Here is a 22,183-nt window from a genome sequence, read left to right as displayed (position 1 = left end):
ATCACTCCATTATGCTTAAAACGCTGTCTTTAATCCGAGAAACACTCGGGATGTATTGTTTTTCTAGTTGGAAATAAGGCATAACGACATCATAGCCTGTTACACGCTGCACAGGAGCCACTAAATCGGTTAGACAATGTTCCATAATTTGCGCCGAAATTTCAGCCCCGACCCCACCGGTTTTGGCAGCTTCATGGACAATAACACAGCGGCCAGTTTTTTCTACTGACGTTAGAATGGTTTCAATATCCAAAGGCTTAATGGTTGCAACATCAATGACTTCGCATGAGATCCCTTCGTCAGCGAGTTGTTTTGCAGCCTGCAAGGTTTCATGCATGCTCGCTCCCCAACTGATTAGTGTCACATCGTCTCCTTCGCGAAGCGTGAAACATTTACCCAGGGGAAGGGCCACTCCATCGTCTTCAACCGGTTGTTTCACCAGTCTATAAATCCTTTTAGGTTCAAGAAAAATAACGGGGTCTGGGTTTCTAATGGCTGCGAGTAATAAACCATAGGCACGTTTCGGTGAAGAGGGAATGACCACTTGCAGTCCTGGGATATGGGCAAACAAAGCTTCGGTGCTTTCAGAGTGATGCTCTGGAGCACGAATTCCTCCACCAAAAGGGGCCCTAAATACGATTGGACAGTGGAGACGTCCACGTGTACGGTTACGCATACGTGCTGCATGGGAAATAATTTGATTCAGTGCAGGATATATAAATCCCATAAACTGAAACTCGGCAACAGGTTTTAGCCCCTGCGTCGACATACCCACGGCTAGGCCTGCAATCATGGATTCTGCAAGTGGCGAATCAAAGACGCGACGTTCGCCGAAGCGATCTTGTAAGCCTACTGTAGCGCGGAACACACCGCCGTTTTTTCCAACATCTTCGCCAAAAACGATGACGTTTTCATCATTCGCGAGTTCATAAGCTAATGCTTGAGTTACGGCTTCAACAAGAGTGATATCAGGCATGTTCCGCTTCCTCCATGGCAATGGCGCGTTGCTCGATTAAATAGTCAGGTAATTCGGCATAGTGGTAATCAAATATGCTGCTCACAGGTTGTGGCGCAGTGTTTAAGTATTCATCGACTGCTGCTTCAACCATTTTATTGCTTTGATCAATTAATGTTTTTTCTTGCTGTTCATCCCAAATCTGATTTTTTACCAGATAATGCTTAAACCGGCTTATGGGTTCTTTTAATTTTGCCTGTTCAACTTCTTCACAGGGTTGATAGCGAGTAGCATCATCAGCAGTTGTATGGTCGCAGAGACGATAGGTCAAAGCCTCAATCAGAGTAGGGCCTTCACCACGTCTGGCTTTTTCAATGGCATTGCCAATGACTTCACGGCAGGCAAAAATATCATTGCCATCCACTTGAATGCCATCGAATCCGGCTGCAATCGCTTTTTGAGCAATAGTCTGAGCGGCTGTTTGTTTGGACAAAGGTACGGAAATGGCCCACTTATTATTATTAACCACAAAAACAACGGGTAAATTCCAGGTACCTGCAACATTCATGGCTTCATAAAAGTCGCCTTCAGAAGTGCCGCCCTCACCAATACAGACCACAGCAACGCGTGCTTCTTCGCGGTATTTAAAGGCAAACGCTACTCCGGTAGCATGCAAACATTGGGAAGCAATCGGAACGCAAATGGGCAAATCTTCTGAGTCGCAAGCGAAACGACTTCCTCGCTCATCACCCCCCCAATAAGACAAGATTTCAGACATCTTGACGCCTCTTTGAAATTGGGCTGCGTAATCACGGTAATAAGGCACGAGCACATCTTCTTTTCGCATCGCATGGCCGATAGCGGTTGAAATGGCTTCTTGGCCATTTATGGGTGCGTAGGTGCCCATTCTTCCTGTTCGCTGCAGAGCAATTGCTTTTCGGTCAAATGTTCTTGTTTGTACCATTATGCTGTACAGCTTCTTCAAAGCATCTTTATCCGCAGCTAAAGAAGGCAAAGTATTGCAGGTTAAATCACCCTTTTCATTGATGAATTGGATGAAGGGTATTTCAAAACTGGCGACTGTTGTCACGGCTGTCTCCTTGTTAACAACGCCGCCATAGAATACTCAGAATTTTGAATAAAAACTAGCAATTATCATTAAATCCCTAGTCCTGAATTGGAATTTGAGTGTATTGGCTCATCCATTGAATGTTCCGTCATTTCTGCCAAATGGCGTTCAACGAACGCAGTGATGCATTTTGAAATTTCGTCAGACAATTTCTTTTTAACTTTGGAGTCAAGCAAGACATCAAGCTCTTTCGCCAATAGCTCAGACCAGATTTTGCTTAAATAGAAGTCCTTATCCGCATTAGGGAATAGCTTGCCAATGTGTGCTTTGGCTTCTTGAGTAGTGGCAATTTTTGCAACTGAAGCCATTGCATTTAAAGTGATTTCTTCAGCAAGCTTGGCCAGATTATCTTCTTTAATTTTATGTCTTTCCAAGGCTTGATGCACAAGATGATAACAAGAGTAAAATTGCCCAAAATTGCTCGGTCTGCTTTCGATTTGCGATCTCAACGTTTCAGCCAGTTGATGAAAGGTATATTGATCGGCACCCGCTTTAATGGTTTGGCTTCTTAATTCCTTGATGCACCCCTTCAAATCATCGAGAACTTCAGGAGTTAGCTGTTGTTTTAATAATTCAAGCGAGTGAGCTATTTCATTGTCATTAGTCAGTTCAGTTGCAGCCATCTCCGAGTCTATAAAAAAGAGAAGCGGTCTTAGCATGATGTTTACACGTGCAATTTGTTCCTGCTTGACTGCAAATAAGTATTCTTTTTCATCCTGATATTTTTCCTCCCTCTCTTCTTTGCTTAAGCGCTCGGAAGGTGTAGGACCGCAATTTAAACGTTCATTAAGCATGCAATTTTCAATTGCTTTCACTAAGTAGCTCGCCAAATTATTAGGTACAGGTTTGTTGCCATTGATTTTAATATAGGTCGGGTTTAATAATTCATTAAAGACATAGGCGATAATTGTGATTTGTGCCTCCTTTATGACATATAACTTTTTATTTTTCTGATATTGGAAGTCCTTCATCAGATCGGAAGCTCCGAGGATGCAATCTTTAGTCCTTGAGGATTCATCAATTTTAGTCTTTTCATGAAAATAATTCAGATAGCTTAGGGTATTTCCCCATTCGCCAGGTCTTTTCTCGCGTGTAATTAAAGCTTCCACCATAATACCGCTCGCATTTAGATGCTGGGTTTCCACCTCACCCTCTGTCTTTCCAGACATAGAAAGAATGCTCGGTCTTTCTTTTCGTACATGTCTAAAAAAAGTCCCATGGCTTACGCTGCAGATCGGCATATAAGGGTGGGATTGAGTAAACTTTTTTACATCCTCAATGGTAACCTCATTTTCACCGGTTATTGTGATACCCTCAATATTTTTTAAGGAGGATAAGCGGGTTGCATAGTCATCAGTATTTTCTGTTCCTGCCAATTGGAGGAAACATTTGGCCGTATTTGCTTTCTCGTCGTAGAAAAAAATAAAAGGCTGGCCATTTGCATGACTCACGGAAGGGAAACATATTTTCATTTTATAAACCTATTTTTCAAAGACGGGTCAAAATGTACAATTATGACCCCATATGTGTAAAGCTTTTTAATTAAAAAAAGGTAAATTTGTGACCTATACTATTTTTGAGCTGAATTATTCGGAAAATTTGCAGCAAAATTATCAAAAATTGGCTATGTTACCTGGTTATGTTTTGCTGGAGAGTGCTGATAAAAGCAGAGGCCGCTATGATATTCTTAGCGCCTATCCTTATGACTCACTGCAACTTGATGATGCCAACTCATCCGCATTGCTCGAGCGCATCACCAAGTCCATAGGTAACGTGCCTTCAAACCTTGATCTTCCATTTCAAGGTGGTGCAATTGGCTATCTCTCTTACGATTGGGCAGCAAAGCGCAGTCAAATTCCATGTGTACCTCAGATGGGCTTAAAGGGTATGCCGCTTGCCTATTTTGGATTTTATGATTGGGCTATCATTACTGATCATCACCTTAAGAAGGTAATTCTATTTTCTGCTAACACGCGCCCGGATACTGAAGTCCTTGTCCAGGAAGTAGTGGAACACTGGAATGCGGATAGGCATGAGTGTGCAGAATCATTCCAAATGCTGCAAAACTTCAATCCTCTTATTGAAAGGGAAGCTTACAGGCAATCCTTTCAAACCATTCATGAATGCTTGCAAGAAGGCCGTTGTTATCAGGTAAATTACAGCTTACCATTCAATGCACGATATGAAGGCAGTACCTGGGGAGTATACCAACGAATTCGACAGGCGAATCCGGTTCCTTTCGCTGCGTTTATGCGCCTCGGGCAAGAAGAGGTTTTAAGTTTTTCACCCGAGCGATTTATGCTGCAAGAGGGTTTAAAAATGCTCACCTCACCTATCAAAGGTACCATCAAGCGAGGGCTAAATGCTCTGGAGGATGAGGAAAATAAAAAACAACTGCGTTCGAGTGAAAAAAACAAAGCAGAAAACATCATGATTGTTGATTTATTAAGAAATGACTTCGGCAAAATCGCCGAGCCCGGATCAGTTCGAGTTACATCCTTGTGCGAAATTCAAAGTTTTCGTGGAGTCCACCATTTGGTCAGTCATATAGAAGCTGTCCGCAAACAGGACATTTCGCCCTTTGCAGCCTTTCTGGACTGTTTCCCTGGTGGCTCAATAACAGGTGCTCCGAAGTTGGAGTCAATGAAAGTGATTGCTGAACAAGAAAAGTATGCTCGAGGAGTGTATTGCGGAAGCATCGTTTATTTATCACGTCACGGGCGGTTTGACAGCAATATCGCAATTCGCACTATTACCGCGCGCAATAATATACTTCATTTATCGGCAGGTGGTGGAATAGTCATTGACTCCGATTGGGAAGATGAATACTGTGAATGTTTAACGAAAATTGCTGCGATAACCAATGTCCTCACCTAAATCGAAAGACAGACTAAATCAGACCGCATCTGTTCTGGTGTTACACGAATTATCAAGTGATTCTCTTGTGCTAACCGTACGCAGTTTAGATTTGAAAATGCACCCAGGAGAAGTATGTTTTCCAGGTGGGCGCTGGCAAGAGGGCGATGACAATTTGCTGGCCACAGCATTTAGAGAATTGCATGAGGAGCTGGGGATTGGCTCTTCTAGACTGGTACTCCTAAAAGCAATGCAGCCAGAATCAACTCTTACAGGGTTTATTATTCACCCCTGGCTAGCGGCGATTGACTCTTTACATCCTTATTTAGCTGATCCTAAAGAAGTTGCAGATGTTATTTTTTTACCCATAAAACAGGTTAGGGACTCGCAAAATTACCAACGTATCAAATTGAACCGCGAGGGAATTAATTTTACGAGCTGGCAATATACAGCGAGCAATCATTTCATATGGGGAGCAACGGTCCGCATTATGCGACAACTCATTGAAATTTGAGTTCAGTCAAAGAAGATTTTGCAGAACTCTAATTTTAGCGAATGAATTCAGCCAGGAAGGTACTCGAAGGTTGTACCTTCCTAGGTGATGAAGAATCGTGGTTTACGCTGCGTCTGCTTCTTCCGTCTTAAGGGCTCGCCTTAGAATTTTGCCCACATTGGTTTTCGGAAGTTCATCATAAAATTCTACTACCTTCGGAATTTTATAGGCAGTGAGATGTTCACGGCAGTGGGCGATGATTTCTTCTTCAGTTAAATTGGGATCGCGCTTGACAATGCAAGCTTTGACTCGCTCACCCGACTCACTGTCCTGAACTCCGACCACGCCAACCTCAAGGACTCCAGGATGCATGCTGATTACTTGTTCGACTTCATTGGGATAAACATTGAAACCTGAAACGTCAATCATGTCTTTCTTGCGGTCCACTAAATAGATGAATCCATTTTCATCCATTTGGGCAATATCCCCAGTTTTTAAAAAGCCATCTGCTGTAAAAACAAGTGCTGTTTCATCGGGGCGTTGCCAGTAGCCTGCCATCACTTGTGGGCCTTTAATGCAAAGTTCTCCAGGCTCACCAAAAGAAACATCCTTTCCTTCATTATCACGAATTGCAACATCGGTAGAAGGCAGGGGAAGGCCGATGCTGCCATTGTAATCATCAAGATAAAGGGGGTTAATCGTGGCTGCAGGACTTGTTTCAGTTAAACCGTAGGCTTCAAGAACCCGGGATTTGGTTTTTTCCTTCCATCTCAACGCAACGCTTTTTTGTAAGGCCATGCCGCCGGCCAAAGCAAGTTTAACCTTTGAAAAGTCGATTTCATCAAACTTGGAGCAGTTCATCATGGCATTAAACAAGGTGTTCACGCCCGTAATGGCTGTAAAACCACTGTTTTTGATTTCATCAATAAAATGAGGAATATCACGGGGATTGGTAATTAAAATATTTTTGGCACCCGCTCTTAAAAAAGTTAAGCAATTAGCGGTTAATGAGAATATATGATAGAGAGGTAATGCGGTGATGATGATGTCTTCACCATCAATCGCTAAGGGTTTAATCCAGGCAGAAGCTTGAAGCACATTGGCTATCATATTTCCATGCGTCAAAATGGCGCCTTTAGCGATACCTGTTGTACCTCCAGTGTATTGCAGGAAGGCTATGGATTGGTGATCCAGGTGATGAGACTCTAAATACCCTTGCTTCCCCTGAGTCAAAGCATCATTAAAACGAACAGCCTGGGGCAAATGATAAGAGGGGACCATCTTTTTGATGTATTTAACGACGGCATTAACTATGATTCGTTTAAATGTAGGGAATAAATCGGCTACTTCTGTGATGATGATGTGTTTGAGTTTAGTATGTGGCAAAGCCTTTTCAACTGTTTTTGCGAAATTGGCAAGCACAATAATTACTTCCGCACCTGAATCATTCATTTGATGGGCAACCTCATCCGCCGTATAAAGCGGGTTGGTATTAACCACTACATATCCGGCACGCAAAATGGCAAATAAAATCACAGGATATTGCAACAAGTTGGGCATCATAATCGCAACGCGACTGCCTTTTTTTAAACCAAGTTGCTGAAGGTAAATGGCAAATTCTCGACTGATTTTATCCAGTTCTGCGTAAGTTATGGAGCTCCCCAAATTCTCATAAGCCACTTTGGATGCAAATTTCTGGCAGGATTCCTCAAATAATGCAACCAGGGATGAGTATTCATTGGCATCAATTGTATGAGGAACATCCTTTTGATAATGCTCTAACCAAACTTTCTCCACTTCGATATCCTTCTGTTATTAATCCCCTCATGTTAGTATAAACAAAAAACAGGGTCATGGATATCGCGATTATGGTCGATAATTTATTGAAATCTCAGGCATTTAAACTTAAAGGAAGATTATATACCTTTACCGTTTTGCAATTGCTTAGTTCAGATGGCCAGCTTTTTGCTAACCAACTGACTGAAATCATTCGAAAAGCGCCAAAATTGTTCGACAGAACGCCAATCGTTTTAGACTTTGGCTGCCTGGAATCTGAACAAATTGATTTGCAATTTCTATGTCAGTGCTTGCGAGAGCATAATTTAGTTCCAGTAGGGGTTCAGAATGCAACTCCCTTGTTAACAACCCTGGCGCAATGTCAGGGGTTGGCGGTATTACACGCTTCTGCTACCCACGATAAATCACTTCTCGAGGAACAAGTTGAAACGGCCGCGGCCGAACCCATTAAAACCAAGCTGCTGACCACTCCAGTCCGCTCTGGGCAGCAAGTGGTGAGTAAGGGTGGTGATTTGATAATCACCGCGTCAGTCAGCCATGGTGCTGAGTTGCTGGCCGATGGAAATATTCATATCTATGGCACGTTGAGAGGACGAGCTTTGGCAGGAATCTCAGGCGACCAACAGGCAAGAATTTTTTGCCAGGCGCTTGAAGCGGAACTGGTTTCAATTGCGGGCTTTTATCGTCTAAGCGATGCCATTGAGCCGCACGCAGGCCCTTGCCAGATTTATTTGCAGGATGAACATATTCATATCGAACCTATATGCTAGAAGCTGTTTTTATATCTGACTTGCATTTGCATCCCAAAGACGAGGCGATTACCGCCCGTTTTATTTCATTTATCGACTGGGCTAGCACAAATACCAAGAGCCTTTATATCCTAGGTGATTTTTTTCACGCTTGGGCAGGTGATGATGATATGGATGAATGGAGTAAGACCATCGCGCAAGGTCTTAATTCACTGTCTCAAAAAGCAGTTAAAATTTATTATATCCATGGCAACAGAGATTTCCTGCTAGGCCAGTGTTTTGCAGAATTAGCTGGTATAACTATTTTGCCAGAACCCAGCATGTTTCAATGCTCTGAACCGGTAATGCTGGTGCACGGAGACAGATACTGCAGCAATGATAAAGGGCATTGCTGGTTAAGGAAAATTACCAGAAATCCAATCTTTCCTAAAATTTTCTTAAGTTTACCCCTACGTTTCCGTAAGCAAATCGTTAATACGATGAGAATGCGCAGCAAGGGAAACAGCCCTAAGGGTTTGGAGCAAATGGACGTGGTAACAGAGACAATGTTGCAACATCTGAAAGATTGTAATGCAAAAATTGTAATTCATGGGCACATACATAAGCCAGGCTTAAGGAATCATGAGTATAATAATAGTAATTACAGCCAATACGTTTTAAGTGACTGGGACAACCGACCTGAAATTCTCGGTTATGATAAAACATTGGGATTTAGGTTTATACAGCCTGTTTAGCGGGGGAATGATGGCTACTATCAAAAGAAAACTCAAAAGAACTTGGCATGAACTGACCGCAAAAGGTCCAAAGCCGCCTGAATTGACCAAACAGATTATTGAGCAGGCTGAAGACGTTTCTGATCAAAGAATCAATCAATTTAAGAAGGCAAAAAGCCAAAATGTAAAACAGCGGGAACAAGAGCATTTGCAGAAAGATTCTGATGAAAAATATAAAAAATGGCAGGAAAAGCTTGAAGAATTAAAACGAGGTGGGGCGGAAGCTTATGTAGAATGGCAAACGGGTATGGCTCGTATTATGGGGTCCCTACAAGCTTTTGTTGAGTACATGAGTACTTTATGGCCCTGGCAGACAGCTTTACATGTCCCGAGTCCATCCTGGGATAAAGCGGATAGTGACAAACTTGAGGTTACTCCTAACGTCAGTTACAAAGTTGGTCTTGATAATAATGGTTTTTTACAAACCCAGTTAAACATCAAGCATAAGCAAGCCGATGGAACGGTTCAAGACGTGCAAACCACTCCACAACAGGCTGCACTCTTTGATGAGATGTTTGAACGTTGGCTGGAAGAGAATGACCACTCCATCGTTGTTGATGCTCAAGGTCGAAAAACCATTAAAAACGATAGCACTGGCGCCACATTGGATGCGCAGGCTCTAAAAGATTTAAAAACCGATCCAGGCAATGGTTTTCAGTCCTGGTTATCTAATCTGATGGCGATGTCCGTCGATGAAGATTTAGCTCCTCCTTCTCCAGGATTGCAACCTTAATTCACTGCAAAGGCAGGTATTCCACTGTGAAAGCGGAATACCTGATCTTCAGAGGTGATCAATTTATTTTCAATATCAAGAAAAAATTCAACTCGCTCCTCAATGTGGTTTCCATATAATTTCGCAAGAAATAAGTAGTCCTGAAAATGTCTCGCCTCCGATTTAATTAAGGAGGAGTAGAATTTTCGCAGTTGGGCATCTTCAAGCACTGGGATTAAGGCATGGAAACGCTCACAGGAGCGCGCTTCAATGATAGCTCCAACAATTAATTGATCCACGATTCGCTGAACGCAACCGCCTTTTGTGACTTTTCTATGCATTTCTTGTGCGTAGTTAGAAGGAGGCAAGGGCATAAATTGAATGCCTCGTTCTTTCATCAAATCGATTACTTTTTCAAAATGCAATAACTCCTCTCGCGCCAGGGGAGACATTTTAGCGACTAATTCCCTTTTTTCAGGGTATTTACTGATAAAGTTAACCGCAGTGGCGGCTGCTTTACGTTCGCAATGAGCATGATCAATTAAAAGGGTCGGCAAGCATTGGGAAGCCATATCAAGCCATTGCTTTGCTGTGGGAACCCGAAGAAAATCAATCAAGGTTTGTACATCATCGATAACTGGTCTTGGCATCATAAATTAAACTATACTTTTTAAAAATAGAGCGTTATAACACAGACGATTGTAAAATCAAATTGGATGCATATGAGCGAAGAACAAACAGAAAATGATTTATCGGAATGGTTGTCCACCTATGGCCTTATCACTGCAGAACGAATTTTGGAGCGATACAAAATACGCCTTCAACAACAGGATTTGATTCGCGCAATAAAAAGCCCAAATACGTTTTATCACCGTGTGATAAGGATCCCTTTAAAAAATGTTCTTAATGGCATTATTTTGCAACAAGCGCATGACTACCAGGTGTATGCGCAAAAGCTGTTTATCGATTATTTATTATCAGGCGAAACGTCAAAAGGGGAAGATTCTCCAGGAGGGTTCACCCGGGATGATCTGGAAAAGGAGCGGCAAAACTTAATTCAAACTGGCGAAGAATTTCATGAACAGGAGTTATCTCATAATCAATTAATTGCTGAAACCCAAAGAGGATTAATTAAATTGTCTGAGGAATGGCATAAATTCTTGCTGGCTGCAGCTAAGCAATTAAAAACCGAGTTGCAATCGCAAAGCATTTCGACCACCGAAACGAATATCATCCAGGCGTTGAATATTCTTTTGATCATGCAGGATTTTTCAAAAAAAGAGGGGAGTTTACAAGGCGAAAGCTGGTCTCGGGTTGAGGCGATCATCGGACAGCCATTAGCAAATGCTACGCGGCAGAGCTTCATTGGACAGATTAATACATTGCGAGAATTCATCGACGAAACCACCAGTTTTCTGAACAATTATGCCGAAAAAATCAAACAAATGAGTGCAACGGTTCGTGCATTTCGAAAACAGTTTTATAATTTAATTTTGCGAGCGAATGAATTAATTAAGTTGCTGCCTGAATACCGTGTCAATGACGCACAAGTACAGGAAAATCGGGAATCCCTGCTTTTTGATACTGCTATTGGAGAGCAAAGCTAAACATTTATCGTTGATGAATTTGCTTGGATGCAGAATCTATTAGCCAGTTGCCGCATCAATCAGGTATAATGTCGCGCTTTTAATCTTTAGTATAACTGGAGTGCGCTATGGCAAATGAATTAACATTATCCATCATTAAACCCGATGCGGTTGCTAAATCCGTAATCGGTCAAATTTATTCCCGATTCGAAAACGCTGGTTTGAAAGTTGTAGCCGCCAAAATGGTTCATCTTTCTCGAGCTGAAGCTGAAGGTTTCTATGCAGTTCATAAAGAGCGTCCTTTTTTTAATGATTTAGTTTCTTTCATGATTTCAGGTCCTGTAATGATTCAGGTTTTGCAAGGCGAAAATGCCATTGCTAAAAACCGGGATTTAATGGGTGCGACCAATCCGAAAGAAGCTGCTCCTGGAACAATCCGTGCGGATTTTGCTGAAAGCATTGATGCCAATGCGGTTCATGGTTCAGACAGCGCTGAAACTGCTGCTCAAGAAATTGCGTTTTTCTTTGAACCTCATCAAATTTATAAAAGATAAGTTGTTTAGGAGTTGGGATGAGTCAAAAAATTAATCTATTGAACTTCAACCACCAGCAGATGCGCGACTTTTTTAGCGACTTGGGTGAAAAACCTTATCGTGCGCAACAGGTGATGCAATGGGTTCATCAGGCTGGATTTAATGACTTTTCCCAAATGTCCAATTTGGGTAAGACTTTGCGTGAAAAGCTTAATCAGATTGCTGAAATTCGCTTGCCCGAAATTGTAACCTGCCAAAAATCCAATGATGGAACCCATAAGTGGTTGCTTAAGCTGGATTGTGGCAATTGCATAGAGACTGTTTTTATACCTGAAGCGAATCGCGGAACCTTGTGTGTGTCTTCTCAGGTCGGTTGTGCCTTAAATTGCAGTTTTTGCTCCACGGCAAAACAAGGGTTTAACCGCAACCTGTCTACTGCTGAAATTATCGGTCAGGTTTGGCTGGCGGTGAGGGAGTTATCCCAAGAGCAGGGTGCACATGACAAACGCATCACAAACGTCGTTATGATGGGCATGGGTGAGCCACTTCTAAATTTTGATAATGTGGTCGCAGCAATGGACATCATGATGCATGATTACGCTTATGGTTTGTCCAAACGCCGCGTGACCTTAAGTACTTCTGGGGTTATACCGGAATTAAAACGTTTGCGTGAAGTAAGCCCCGTTGCCTTAGCTGTTTCTCTACATGCCCCCAACGATGCTTTGCGCAATGAGCTTGTTCCAATCAATAAAAAATATCCTCTCGCTGAGTTAATGGCTCTTTGCAAAATTTATTTCAAAGATGAGCCAAAAAGACGCGTCACATTCGAATACGTCATGCTCAAGGGAGTTAATGATCAACCTGAGCACGCAGAGCAATTGATTAAATTATTAAAAAATGTGCCAGCAAAAGTGAATCTTATTCCCTTTAATCCATTCCCCATGACACAGTACGAACGCTCTCCACGGGAAACCATTGATGCATTCCGAGAAAAACTGCTTGCCAAGGGCATCAATACGATTACACGTAAAACAAGAGGGGACGATATTGATGCAGCTTGTGGCCAGCTTGCGGGTGAGGTGAAAGACCGGACAAGCCGTTCTGCACGATGGCAAAAGCTTCATTTCGTGCCCACTGACAATAAAATAGAAAGCAAAACCTAGGCATCCCCCTCTTAGTTAAACTAATTCCAGCTCTTGGGTGCAGGCTGTTTCCTAAGTTATTCAAAGTACTCTTGGGTGCACAACATTTGCATCACTCAAGAAGCTACCTTGCAGGGCAAAAAATCTCACATGGTGGCGCAGGATTGTAACTATCAGCCAAATACTCCAATGTTCAAATGAAGCCACCGAGAATTGTAGTGCTCACTACTGATTTGCACCAGTTCAAGTTGAATCAGCTATGACAGCGAGTTATCTCATAAAATGCTTGCCGGCGTTCGCGGGCATGGCAGCTTATTGCCGAATCCAAGATTATTTATTTGAACCTGTAATTATGTTACGGTCATTGAGGTTACAATTAAATAGGAGACTGGATGAGAGCAAGCCATAAGTACTATTTACGAAAATTTAATCGGCAAAATGAGTGGCTCAATGCAAATGCAACTGGAACTTTCGAGCGTGCTCCTGACTCAGAGTTAAACGGTGTATTCGCTTACTTATCTTATAAACCAAGCAAAACATTACTCATTTCAAAACTCCAAGATTATCAAAGTTTCCATCCTGGAATAAATCAATATAATGTTGTGTTAAGACGAAGATCTCTTGGTCTATTTGGCAATTCGAACCAGCCCGCTTCGGATGCGCCGGCTTTCGGTGGGGAGCTTTTGTTACTTAATGGAGACATTATCTTCTGGAACTTCAAAAGTGGAAAATATTCTCTAATGAATCCATCCCTTCATGACGATAGCCCCAATCTTTCACAAGAAATTGATGATTCCGGATTGCCAGCAGAACGTTTTATTAGCATTGATAAAGCCAATGTTTTTGATTCGGTGTATCTAAAAACTTATTTCCTGCCCAATGGACAATTCAGAAATGCATCGGAAGAGTGTGTTCAAATCATTTGTGCAGGATTGGGTTTGAATTACCTAGATAGTCCATGTACGCCACCTTTAGAAGTTTAGACGGCTGCTAATGCATCGGTAAGTGACGTGAAAAAATCAATAACTCGTTTTAAATTGCTGCATTCATGGTTATAATGTTCCATCTTTTTTGCGCTACGTGATGATTGTGTTGAATTTATTGCGCTCAATATTTTTTTTAAGTCTTTTATTTCTTCAAGCTTGCCATGGCCATGAAGAAATAAATGGCGAGCAAGGATTTAAGACAGCAGCAAAAGCTCAAGTGGCCGCAGCGTATAACAGCCAATTAGGGATGGCATACCTGCAACAAGGCGACATTCCCCGAGCCAAGCGCAAATTACTTACTGCTTTGGACTTAAATCCAGGTTCGTCCGATGTGAATGCCTCCATGGCTTATTTCCTTGAAAAAACTGGTGATAGCAAGGGAGCTAAGACTTATTATCAAAGAGCTCTGTCACTTTCTGCTCATAGTGGTGCACAATTAAATAACTATGGAGCTTTTTTATGCCGTCAAGGAGATTATCGCAATGCAGAACGCCTTTTTCTAAAAGCAGTCCAGGATATCCATTATATTAACACTGCAGCAGCCTATGAAAATGCGGGTTTATGTGCCGCAGCCATTCCTGATTACAAGAAGGCGAAACAGTATTTTTTAAAAGCCTTAACCCAGGATCAAAAAAGGAAGCAATCTTTATTAGAATTAGTCAACATAGAATTGAAGCAAAAAAAACCAAAATTGGCTCTTTTGCACCTTCAAAACTATTCAAATCTTTTAAATACTAATTCAGAATTATTGGCTGTGGCTGTAAATGCTGCTCGCCAGACTGGAAACGTTGAACTTGCAGAACTTTATCGCAAGCGTCTTGCAACAATAAAACATTCTAGGGACTATACCGGAGCAAACAATGAATACAACAGCAGCAATGGATGAAGTTCGTAACGAGCACGAAATGCCAGGTATGCAACTGGCTCGAGTACGTGAAAAAAAAGGATATAGTCAAGAATACGTAGCAGGGAAACTTCATCTTAGAGTAAGAATTATTGAGCTATTGGAATCAGATAGCTACGATCAGATGCCTGAGCCTGTTTTCATCAAGGGCTATCTTCGAGCTTATGCAAAGTTATTAGGTATTTCTCATGAACCTTTTTTGACAGCTTTTAATAGCATGCACACTTCTGAAAGAAAGGTCGAGAAAGCATTATGGCAAAGTAAACGAGAATCACATAAAGGAGAGCGTTTACTTCGTTGGCTTACGGGGATTGTAGCTGTCGCGGCAGTGGTGGCAGTTGGTATTTGGTGGCAAAAGAATAAAGACAGCCAGCAAGTCGTTGCCACAGCCAAGAATCCAGCCCCTGAGATCACTGCAAGCAAAGCTGAAAATGACATCAACTTGACGGATATTTCAAAAATGCAAGCCATGTTTACCACAAGCAGCACTACTGGTCAGCTAACTCCATTGGAGAATCAAGGTGGTTGAAAAAATCCAAGCAATTCGAGGCATGAATGATGTACTGCCTTCAGAAACTCGCGCCTGGCGCAATTTGGAGCAAGCCTTTATTCGTTGCATGCATCAATACGGTTATCAGGAAATTCGATTTCCTCATGTAGAAAGCACACAGCTTTTTAAACGCTCCATTGGCGAAGTTACCGATATTGTTGAAAAAGAAATGTACACTTTTGTCGACCTTAATGGTGACAGCATCACCTTAAGACCCGAGGGGACAGCGGGGTGTTTGCGCGCTTGCCTGGAACATGGATTGTTGCATAATCAGCAGCAGAAACTTTGGTATTTGGGGCCTATGTTTCGCCATGAAAAGCCGCAAAAAGGACGATACAGACAATTCCACCAGTTTGGGGTTGAGGCCTTAGGCATTAGTGGAGCTGCCATTGAAATTGAGTTAATTGCACTCTGCCGACGATTATGGAAGACACTTGGTATTGAGCAGCATGTTGAATTGCAAATCAATACTTTGGGTGAGCTTAGTGAAAGGCAAAATTATCGACAACATCTGATTGCTTATTTTAAAGACCGCTTTGAGCAATTGGACGAAGACAGTAAAAGGCGTCTTGAGAGAAATCCGCTGCGTATTCTTGATAGTAAAAACCCACACATGCAGGAATTATTAAGGGAAGCTCCTCAGCTGATGGATTTTTTAGGAGTTGATAGCAAAAAACGCTTCAATGATTTGTGCGAAGGCTTAGAGCAATTAGGAATACCTTATACAATAAATCCATTTCTAGTGCGCGGCCTTGATTATTATGGGCACACCGTGTTCGAATGGGTAACCGATAAATTGGGCAGCCAAGCCACGGTTTGCGCTGGCGGACGCTATGATGTTTTGGTTGAGCAGTTGGGTGGTGAAGCTTGCCCCGCAGTGGGTTTTGCTATGGGAGAGGAACGCTTATTGCTCTTACTAGAAACTTTAAACATTTCTTTGAATGCAGAAAGTCAATTTTCTCTATTTATCATTGCAACCGGTGATGTAGCCATGCAACAGGCACTGTCATTGGCTGAAGTGTTAAGAAATGAAAACAGCAACTGGGAAGTCATTACAAATACTCTGGGCGGCAGTTTCAAAAGCCAATTTAAAAAGGCAGATAAAAGCGGTGCTCATCTAGCCCTAATTTTAGGAGAAGATGAAGTCAGAGAGAGTAAAATAGGCATTAAAAACTTGCGAAAACATGAAGATCAAGTAACTATTCAGCAAGTTGATCTAATCCAATACTTACACAACTATCTGGAAGATAGTAGGAGTTGAAAATATGTCGGTTTACATGACTGAAGAAGAACAGTTGGAAGCAATAAAAAAATGGTGGCAGAAAAACAATACCTTAATTACAGTCATTCTGTCTGTTATTTTGATTGCCATTTCGGGTTATAAGTATTGGTCTTGGCATCAGTATAAAATAAGCATGCAAGCTTCTAACACCTATGAGCAGATGATGGTGGCTTTCTCAAATCAAGATAACAAAAGTGTACGCTCTTATGCAAACCAATTGATTAAAGAATACGGTACAACGGTTTATGCTGACGCAGCCCGCCTTGCCCTAGCCAAAATATATGTCGGCTATGAAAAATATGCCAAAGCACGTGAAACTTTGGAGCAGGTAGCTCAGAATTCCAAAACGAATGCCATAAAACAGGTTGCAAAAATACGCATTGCCCGCCTGTTGGCTGCTGAAAAAGCTTACGATAAAGCTCTTGCTGAATTGACAGAGGTTAATGATGCCGCATACATGCCTATGATTAATGAGTTAAGAGGAGATATTTATGCTGCTACAGGTCAATATCAGCAGGCAATTAACTCTTATAAAGAAGCCATTACCGAAGTTAGGACAAATGGCTTGGGTAATCTTTTCCTGGAAATGAAAACCAATGAATTGGCTTCCCTTGCTCAATCAATGAGTGGGGATAGTAATAAAATCCAAGCTGCCTAGAGAGTAAAAATGAAAACAACAACATTAATTTTTAGCTCACTTATTCTGTTACTACCAGCCTGCACTCATTTAGACAATTACATGCTGGGTAAAGATAATACCCCTACACCTGCTGAATTACAGCCCATTCAGCCAAAGGTGAAACTGAAGCAAAAATGGTCTTTACCTGTAAACGGGAAAACCAGCGCTAATCATTTGAGACTGAAGCCTGAAATTGTTGGTAACAATATCTATACAGCTGATGCAAACGGTTTGGTGGAAGCAGTGAACAAAACCACTGGGAAGGTGATTTGGTCGAAAAAATTACCGAGTGGTATTGTAAGTGGACCTGCTGTATCCCCGGGGTTTATCGCATTGGCAACCGATAAGTCAACAGTACTTCTGCTGAAGCAGGAGGACGGTTCGGATCTGTGGGATGCTAAGGTTTCAAGTGAAGTATTAGCTAAACCCATCATTACCCATGGTAAAGTGATTGCCAAGACAATCGACGGCAATTTATATGCTTTGGATTTGTCTTCCGGCAAGCAATTATGGGTCTCTGAGCATGGAGCTCCAAGCTTAATTCTAAAAGCCAGCTCATCTCCCGTGGTCCTGCCCCAAAATAATATGATTCTCGTTGGTTATTCCGATGGTAAAATGGATGCTGTAGATCTTCAAACTGGGCGATTAATTTGGCAAAGAAGCATTGCCTATGCGAGTGGTGCAAGCGATGTTGAACGCTTGATTGATATCGATGCGGATCCCATTGTGCGAGGGAATATTGCCTATCTGGCCAGTTATCAAGGTTACGTAGGCGCACTTTCATTGACAGATGGTGAGTTTTTATGGCGAAAACCCGCTTCCGTCTATAAAAACATGGCTATTGATGACCATGCCTTGTATCTTACGGATAGCGAAGACGTCGTCTGGTCCATTAACCGACAAAATGGACAGGTCAACTGGAAGCAAGTGGGATTAAAGGCCCGTGGCTTAACGGAACCGGTGGTAATGGGTAGTCGTCTCATCGTGGGAGACAAGACTGGGCTTATCCATGTTCTAGCTTGCAGTACTGGTGATTTTATCTCCAGAGAACAGCTCGGTAGTGCCATAACGACCACACCTTCGATCTCCAATGGTAATATTTATGTCATGACTAGTAATGGTCGATTAAATCGTTTTTCTGTGAGTTAATGCATGATTCCTGTTATTGCCCTGGTAGGGCGCCCTAATGTGGGTAAATCGACATTATTTAATCGATTAACCCACACTCAAGATGCCTTGGTTGCTGATTTTCCTGGCCTCACTCGTGATAGACAATACGGTCAAGCATCTTATAACCAAAGATCATTTATTGTGATCGACACAGGAGGTGTGGGGGTTGATGATTTGGCTGTGGATGCCTTAATGTCAAAGCAATCCGAAATGGCTTTGGAAGAGGCTAACATTGTGCTTTTTCTAGTCGATGCAAGAGCAGGATTGACTGGAGTTGATGAAGAAATTGCAATTCGTCTTCGAAAAATCAATAAACCCATTTATCTTGTGGTCAATAAAACCGATGGATTGAATGAGGAAATTGCTTGCTCCGAATTTCAATCGCTTGGCTTTTCAGAGGTACACCCCATTTCAGCGGCCCATGGCCGGGGAATGAATTCTTTATTAGGCATTCTAACCGAAGATTTTGAGCCAGTTGCTGTTGATGAGCCAGAAGAAAAGTCGATTAAAATAGCCTTCGTTGGCCGACCTAATGTGGGTAAATCCACCTTGATCAACCGTATTCTTGGCGAAGAACGCGTGGTCGTTTATGACATGCCAGGTACAACGAGAGATAGCATCGCCATTCCATTCACGCGAGACGATAAAGCATACACGCTAATTGATACAGCAGGAATTCGCCGGAGAGCAAGGGTTGACGAAAAAATAGAAAAATTCTCGGTAATTAAAACCTTGCAATCCATTAAAGAAACACATGTATGCATGATGCTCCTGGATGCTCGTGAAGGTCTGACTGAACAAGATATGCATTTGTTAGGCTTCATTATTGAAGCAGGGAAGGCTTTGGTAATTGCAGTAAACAAATGGGATGGTCTGGATGAGGATCATAAAGAGTCTATCAAAAACGAGCTTTCTCGTCGTCTGCATTTTGTACAATTTGCCAAAATTAGATTTATTTCAGCTTTGCACGGCAGTGGAGTAGGTCTGCTATTTAAGGATATAGAGCAAGCCTATGCCTCCGCGATGCAAGCTTTTTCAACGCCTAAATTAACGCGTTTGTTGCAAGATTTAGTCGCACAGCATTCTCCGCCTTTGGTACAAGGACGAAGAATCAAGCTCAGATATGCACACGCTGGCGGACATAATCCGCCAGTCATTGTTATTCATGGTAATCAATTGGATTCTTTACCAGACAGTTACAAACGTTATCTCAACAATGCCTTTGTTCAACATTTAGGTTTGATTGGTACTCCTTTAAAGCTGGAGTTCAAAGGTGGCGTCAATCCATTTAAAGACAAAAAAAATAAGTTAACGCCAAGACAAATTCAAAAGAAGAAGCGTTTAATGAAGCGAGTAAAGAAAAAATAGCATAAGATTTTGCTACTTAATAACAGCTGCGGACTCGCTGATTTACTGCCTGATCAATCAAGCTAAAGCATCGGCTCGCAGCGTTAACACATCGCAAGGTGCATGGTGAAGCATGGCATAGGCTGTACTACCAAGAAAAGCAGGTACGGCACTCGGATTATGGCTCCCTAGGATAATTAATTGACAGCCGAGGGACTTCACTTTATCGAGAATATGCGCTTTGAGTGAACCAATTTCAACGTGCTGTTGCTCTGCAGGGATGTTAAGAGCCTCACCCAGCAAAGTCATTACCGTTTGCGCATCATCTTTTACCGGATTAGCTAACTCTGCGAAACCAAGTCCTTGAGCCAACTGTAAGCTTGCGGGAGGTTCAATGACGTGAAGTAAATGAAGTTTGGCATTAAAATGTTTGGCAATTTCAACTGCTTTTTTACATTGATTGAAATGATTTTCGCTTAGGTCCGTTGCGTGCAAAATGGTTGTGTACACGATTCCCTCTCTCAACTATTCCGATACGCTAATTGTAGTAGATAATTCGAAAAATATTAAGAACTTAGCTTCCCTGTTGCTCATTTAATCCTTAAACCCCTGTCAAAATGATTGCCTTCAGGTTTGGATTTTTGCATCATCATTTGTCAAAATTTGGGATGGATTTTTATTCAGCCTTTGATTGGCCGGAACTGGGTTTAGCCCTTTTGTAGAGGTCAGGAGCTAATTCGGACAATGGAATCATGACAAAGTCTCTGGAAAACATTCTGGGGTGGGGGATAATAAGCTGCTTTGTCCTCATTTTCAAAGAACCATAAATTAATATATCGATATCGATGGTCCGACTTCCCCATTTCTCATGTCGTACCCGTCCCTGTGCTTTTTCGATTTCATGGCATTTTTGAAGTAGCATAAAGGGGGTTAGCCTGGTTTTTATCTTGACAACAGTATTGATAAAATCAGGTTGAGCCTTTCTTCCCCAAGCTTTGTTACGATGAAATTTTGCTACTGCCAAAACGTAGGTGTAAGGTAAAGCGCGCAGCGCTTTGAGAGCTAACCTTATTTGTCGCTCTGGCGTTTTTAAGTTACTCCCTAAAGCAAGGTAGCAGAGATTCATTCTGATGAAGTTATCGTTTTGGGTTTACGTTTTTTTCGATTTTTATGAGGCAAAGTCTTTGGAGATAATGCAGCAACCATAGCTGCTTGCTCCTTGGCATCACTTTCCTGAAAAGTGGTCCACCATTGCGCCAGTTCAAGGGATTCATCACCCGCTAATGCCCGCAAGGCAAGAAAATCATAGGCTGCACGAAATCTAGGGTGTTGCAAGAGGTTAAATGCCCGCCCACCAAATCGTTTAGGAAAGCGAAATTGCAACAACCAAATTTCCCGAATAATTTGGCTAAAACGTTTGGGTATGGTAATTACCTTGTTTTGCTCAAAAATAACTTGGGACATGGCTTTTTCAAGAGCGGGTAAAGGGTCTAATCCTTCACTTTCTTGTAAAGCAAGTGCTTGGGCTTTTAATGGAAACCAGAGGAGGACAGCAAATAAGAAAGCTGGAGTGACTGGTTTTTCATCACGAATACGAGTATCTGTATTTTCTAAAGCGATGCCTAATAATGCTTTGACGGGGTACTCGCTAGCAAATAAATTGGCGGTTTGCTCAAACAGATGGGGAAATAAACCATGCTCCACCAAAAGACGTTGAACGGTTTCGGCCTCTCCGCATTGATACAGTTTAGTCATTTCATCAAATAAACGTGAGCCGGAAACATGGCGAATAAGATGACTCAATTTGGGTAGAGGGGCAGCCGTTTCTGGAGCCAGCTCAAAATGCAATTTTGCGCTAAAACGAATGGCTCGTAACATCCGCACGGGATCTTCCTGGTAGCGCTTGTCTGGATCCCCAATTATTCGAAGAAGTCGTTCATGGACGTCATTTACACCACCAGTAAAATCAACGATGGATGCATCATCTATGTTGTAATACAGTGAGTTCACAGTAAAATCGCGGCGCCATGCATCCTCATCGAGTGTGCCATATACATTGTCGCGGACCAGCATTCCTCTTTCATTCGTGTATTGGTGTTCTGCCATCAATTCATTTTCGCTTTCGCTACTTTTGCGAAAGGTCGCCACTTCAATGATGTCCCTGTGGAAAATGATATGAACCAATTTAAAACGCCGCCCAATGATTCTCGCATTTCGAAATAATTTTTTAATTTGGTTGGGGGTTGCATTCGTTGCAATGTCAAAATCTTTAGGGGCTTTTCCGAGAAGTAAATCCCGTACGCTGCCTCCAACCAAATAGGCCTGGAATCCAGCGCTATTGAGTCGGTTCAAGACTTTAAGAGCATTAATGCTAATATCGGTTTTGGAAACTTTATGCTGAGTACGTGGAATAATATAGCTTGCATCGATGGGCTGATGATTGGCCCTGGATTTACGTAACAGCTTTTTGATTAACTTAATTATTGTCGTCACCTTGTAATGGCCACCTAACGCCGCATAAGTATAGCCTAGATCCACAA

At 42.1% G+C, this 22,183-nt stretch carries 23 protein-coding genes; 15 read left to right on the top strand and 8 right to left on the bottom strand.

Features of this window, described 5'->3' with window-relative positions; genetic code table 11:
* Position 1: 1 nt before the first annotated feature.
* The 3 genes from EL203_RS07260 to EL203_RS07250 form a co-directional block, all read right to left on the bottom strand.
* The gene (locus EL203_RS07260) at positions 2-976 is read right to left on the bottom strand and encodes an alpha-ketoacid dehydrogenase subunit beta (RefSeq protein WP_058470951.1); all 975 of its coding nucleotides are present in this window, start codon (positions 974-976) and stop codon (positions 2-4) included.
* Positions 969-2,045, bottom strand: coding sequence for a pyruvate dehydrogenase (acetyl-transferring) E1 component subunit alpha (gene pdhA, locus EL203_RS07255; protein WP_058470952.1), 1,077 nt, complete (start codon positions 2,043-2,045; stop codon positions 969-971). Before pdhA ends, EL203_RS07260 begins: the two co-directional genes overlap by 8 nt.
* 68 nt (positions 2,046-2,113) lie before the next feature.
* Positions 2,114-3,556: a hypothetical protein gene (locus EL203_RS07250; protein WP_058470953.1), complete on the bottom strand. Its 1,443-nt coding sequence runs from the start codon at positions 3,554-3,556 to the stop codon at positions 2,114-2,116.
* Positions 3,557-3,710: 154 nt separating this feature from the next.
* Here EL203_RS07250 and pabB point away from each other — a divergent pair, with 154 nt between their 5' ends.
* Positions 3,711-4,961, top strand: a complete 1,251-nt coding sequence (gene pabB, locus EL203_RS07245) for an aminodeoxychorismate synthase component I (protein ID WP_082647210.1) — start codon at positions 3,711-3,713, stop codon at positions 4,959-4,961.
* Positions 4,948-5,454 (top strand): NUDIX hydrolase, encoded by a 507-nt coding sequence (locus tag EL203_RS07240; RefSeq protein WP_058470955.1) that lies wholly within the window; start codon positions 4,948-4,950, stop codon positions 5,452-5,454. The genes pabB and EL203_RS07240 overlap by 14 nt, the downstream gene beginning before the upstream one ends.
* 102 nt (positions 5,455-5,556) lie before the next feature.
* Here EL203_RS07240 and EL203_RS07235 read toward each other — a convergent pair whose 3' ends face one another.
* Positions 5,557-7,230, bottom strand: a complete 1,674-nt coding sequence (locus tag EL203_RS07235) for an AMP-binding protein (RefSeq protein ID WP_058470956.1) — start codon at positions 7,228-7,230, stop codon at positions 5,557-5,559.
* A 71-nt stretch (positions 7,231-7,301) separates the two neighbouring features.
* On the opposite strand from EL203_RS07235, the gene minC reads away from it, so the two are divergent.
* Genes minC through EL203_RS07220 form a run of 3 tightly spaced genes read left to right on the top strand, consistent with a single transcriptional unit; the run spans position 7,302 to position 9,485 of the window.
* Positions 7,302-8,000, top strand: a complete 699-nt coding sequence (minC, locus tag EL203_RS07230) for a septum site-determining protein MinC (protein ID WP_058470957.1) — start codon at positions 7,302-7,304, stop codon at positions 7,998-8,000.
* On the top strand, positions 7,994-8,713 hold the full coding sequence (locus tag EL203_RS07225; protein WP_058470958.1) for a UDP-2,3-diacylglucosamine diphosphatase: 720 nt from the start codon (positions 7,994-7,996) through the stop codon (positions 8,711-8,713). The genes minC and EL203_RS07225 overlap by 7 nt, the downstream gene beginning before the upstream one ends.
* Positions 8,673-9,485 carry a hypothetical protein gene (locus tag EL203_RS07220; protein ID WP_058470959.1) on the top strand — a complete coding sequence of 271 codons (813 nt, stop codon included), beginning with the start codon at positions 8,673-8,675 and terminating at the stop codon, positions 9,483-9,485. Before EL203_RS07225 ends, EL203_RS07220 begins: the two co-directional genes overlap by 41 nt.
* Here EL203_RS07220 and miaE read toward each other — a convergent pair.
* A complete protein-coding gene (gene miaE, locus EL203_RS07215) occupies positions 9,482-10,114 on the bottom strand; it encodes a tRNA-(ms[2]io[6]A)-hydroxylase (protein WP_058472200.1) in 633 nt (210 codons plus the stop codon). The genes EL203_RS07220 and miaE overlap by 4 nt on opposite strands.
* A 72-nt stretch (positions 10,115-10,186) precedes the next feature.
* Between miaE and EL203_RS07210 the strand changes: the two genes are divergently transcribed.
* The 10 genes from EL203_RS07210 (at position 10,187) to der (ending at position 19,664) form a co-directional block, all read left to right on the top strand.
* A complete protein-coding gene (locus EL203_RS07210) occupies positions 10,187-11,071 on the top strand; it encodes a hypothetical protein (RefSeq protein ID WP_058470960.1) in 885 nt (294 codons plus the stop codon).
* Positions 11,072-11,178: 107 nt separating this feature from the next.
* A complete protein-coding gene (gene ndk / locus EL203_RS07205) occupies positions 11,179-11,604 on the top strand; it encodes a nucleoside-diphosphate kinase (protein ID WP_058470961.1) in 426 nt (141 codons plus the stop codon).
* A 17-nt stretch (positions 11,605-11,621) separates the two neighbouring features.
* Positions 11,622-12,746 carry a 23S rRNA (adenine(2503)-C(2))-methyltransferase RlmN gene (gene rlmN / locus EL203_RS07200; protein WP_058470962.1) on the top strand — a complete coding sequence of 375 codons (1,125 nt, stop codon included), beginning with the start codon at positions 11,622-11,624 and terminating at the stop codon, positions 12,744-12,746.
* A 371-nt stretch (positions 12,747-13,117) separates the two neighbouring features.
* The gene (locus EL203_RS07195) at positions 13,118-13,708 is read left to right on the top strand and encodes a hypothetical protein (RefSeq protein WP_058470963.1); all 591 of its coding nucleotides are present in this window, start codon (positions 13,118-13,120) and stop codon (positions 13,706-13,708) included.
* A 106-nt stretch (positions 13,709-13,814) separates the two neighbouring features.
* Complete coding sequence (gene pilW, locus EL203_RS07190; protein ID WP_082647211.1) at positions 13,815-14,597, top strand: type IV pilus biogenesis/stability protein PilW; 783 nt, start codon at positions 13,815-13,817, stop codon at positions 14,595-14,597.
* Positions 14,572-15,144, top strand: coding sequence for a helix-turn-helix domain-containing protein (locus EL203_RS07185; protein ID WP_058470964.1), 573 nt, complete (start codon positions 14,572-14,574; stop codon positions 15,142-15,144). Before pilW ends, EL203_RS07185 begins: the two co-directional genes overlap by 26 nt.
* Positions 15,145-15,166: 22 nt before the next feature.
* Complete coding sequence (hisS, locus tag EL203_RS07180) at positions 15,167-16,426, top strand: histidine--tRNA ligase (RefSeq protein ID WP_232004070.1); 1,260 nt, start codon at positions 15,167-15,169, stop codon at positions 16,424-16,426.
* Positions 16,427-16,430: 4 nt separating this feature from the next.
* Positions 16,431-17,105 (top strand): YfgM family protein, encoded by a 675-nt coding sequence (locus EL203_RS07175; protein WP_058470966.1) that lies wholly within the window; start codon positions 16,431-16,433, stop codon positions 17,103-17,105.
* A 9-nt stretch (positions 17,106-17,114) separates the two neighbouring features.
* Positions 17,115-18,275 (top strand): outer membrane protein assembly factor BamB, encoded by a 1,161-nt coding sequence (gene bamB / locus EL203_RS07170; protein WP_058470967.1) that lies wholly within the window; start codon positions 17,115-17,117, stop codon positions 18,273-18,275.
* Between the two features lie 3 nt (positions 18,276-18,278).
* Positions 18,279-19,664: a ribosome biogenesis GTPase Der gene (gene der, locus EL203_RS07165; protein WP_058470968.1), complete on the top strand. Its 1,386-nt coding sequence runs from the start codon at positions 18,279-18,281 to the stop codon at positions 19,662-19,664.
* Between the two features lie 57 nt (positions 19,665-19,721).
* On the opposite strand, the gene EL203_RS07160 is transcribed toward der, so the two are convergent.
* From EL203_RS07160 to pcnB, 3 genes are all read right to left on the bottom strand, one after another.
* Entirely contained in the window at positions 19,722-20,153 is a 432-nt protein-coding gene (locus EL203_RS07160) for a universal stress protein (RefSeq protein ID WP_058470969.1), read from the bottom strand.
* A 166-nt stretch (positions 20,154-20,319) separates the two neighbouring features.
* The gene (gene folK, locus EL203_RS07155) at positions 20,320-20,769 is read right to left on the bottom strand and encodes a 2-amino-4-hydroxy-6-hydroxymethyldihydropteridine diphosphokinase (protein ID WP_058470970.1); all 450 of its coding nucleotides are present in this window, start codon (positions 20,767-20,769) and stop codon (positions 20,320-20,322) included.
* The gene (gene pcnB / locus EL203_RS07150; protein ID WP_058472201.1) at positions 20,766-22,106 is read right to left on the bottom strand and encodes a polynucleotide adenylyltransferase PcnB; all 1,341 of its coding nucleotides are present in this window, start codon (positions 22,104-22,106) and stop codon (positions 20,766-20,768) included. The genes folK and pcnB overlap by 4 nt, the downstream gene beginning before the upstream one ends.
* Positions 22,107-22,183: the final 77 nt, after the last annotated feature.

It is taken from the genome of Legionella jordanis (assembly GCF_900637635.1).
In the GTDB taxonomy this organism is placed as follows: Bacteria; Pseudomonadota; Gammaproteobacteria; order Legionellales; family Legionellaceae; genus Tatlockia; species Tatlockia jordanis.
The sequence above is the reverse complement of the archived record's forward strand: the minus strand, read 5'-3'. Positions and strand labels throughout refer to the sequence as shown.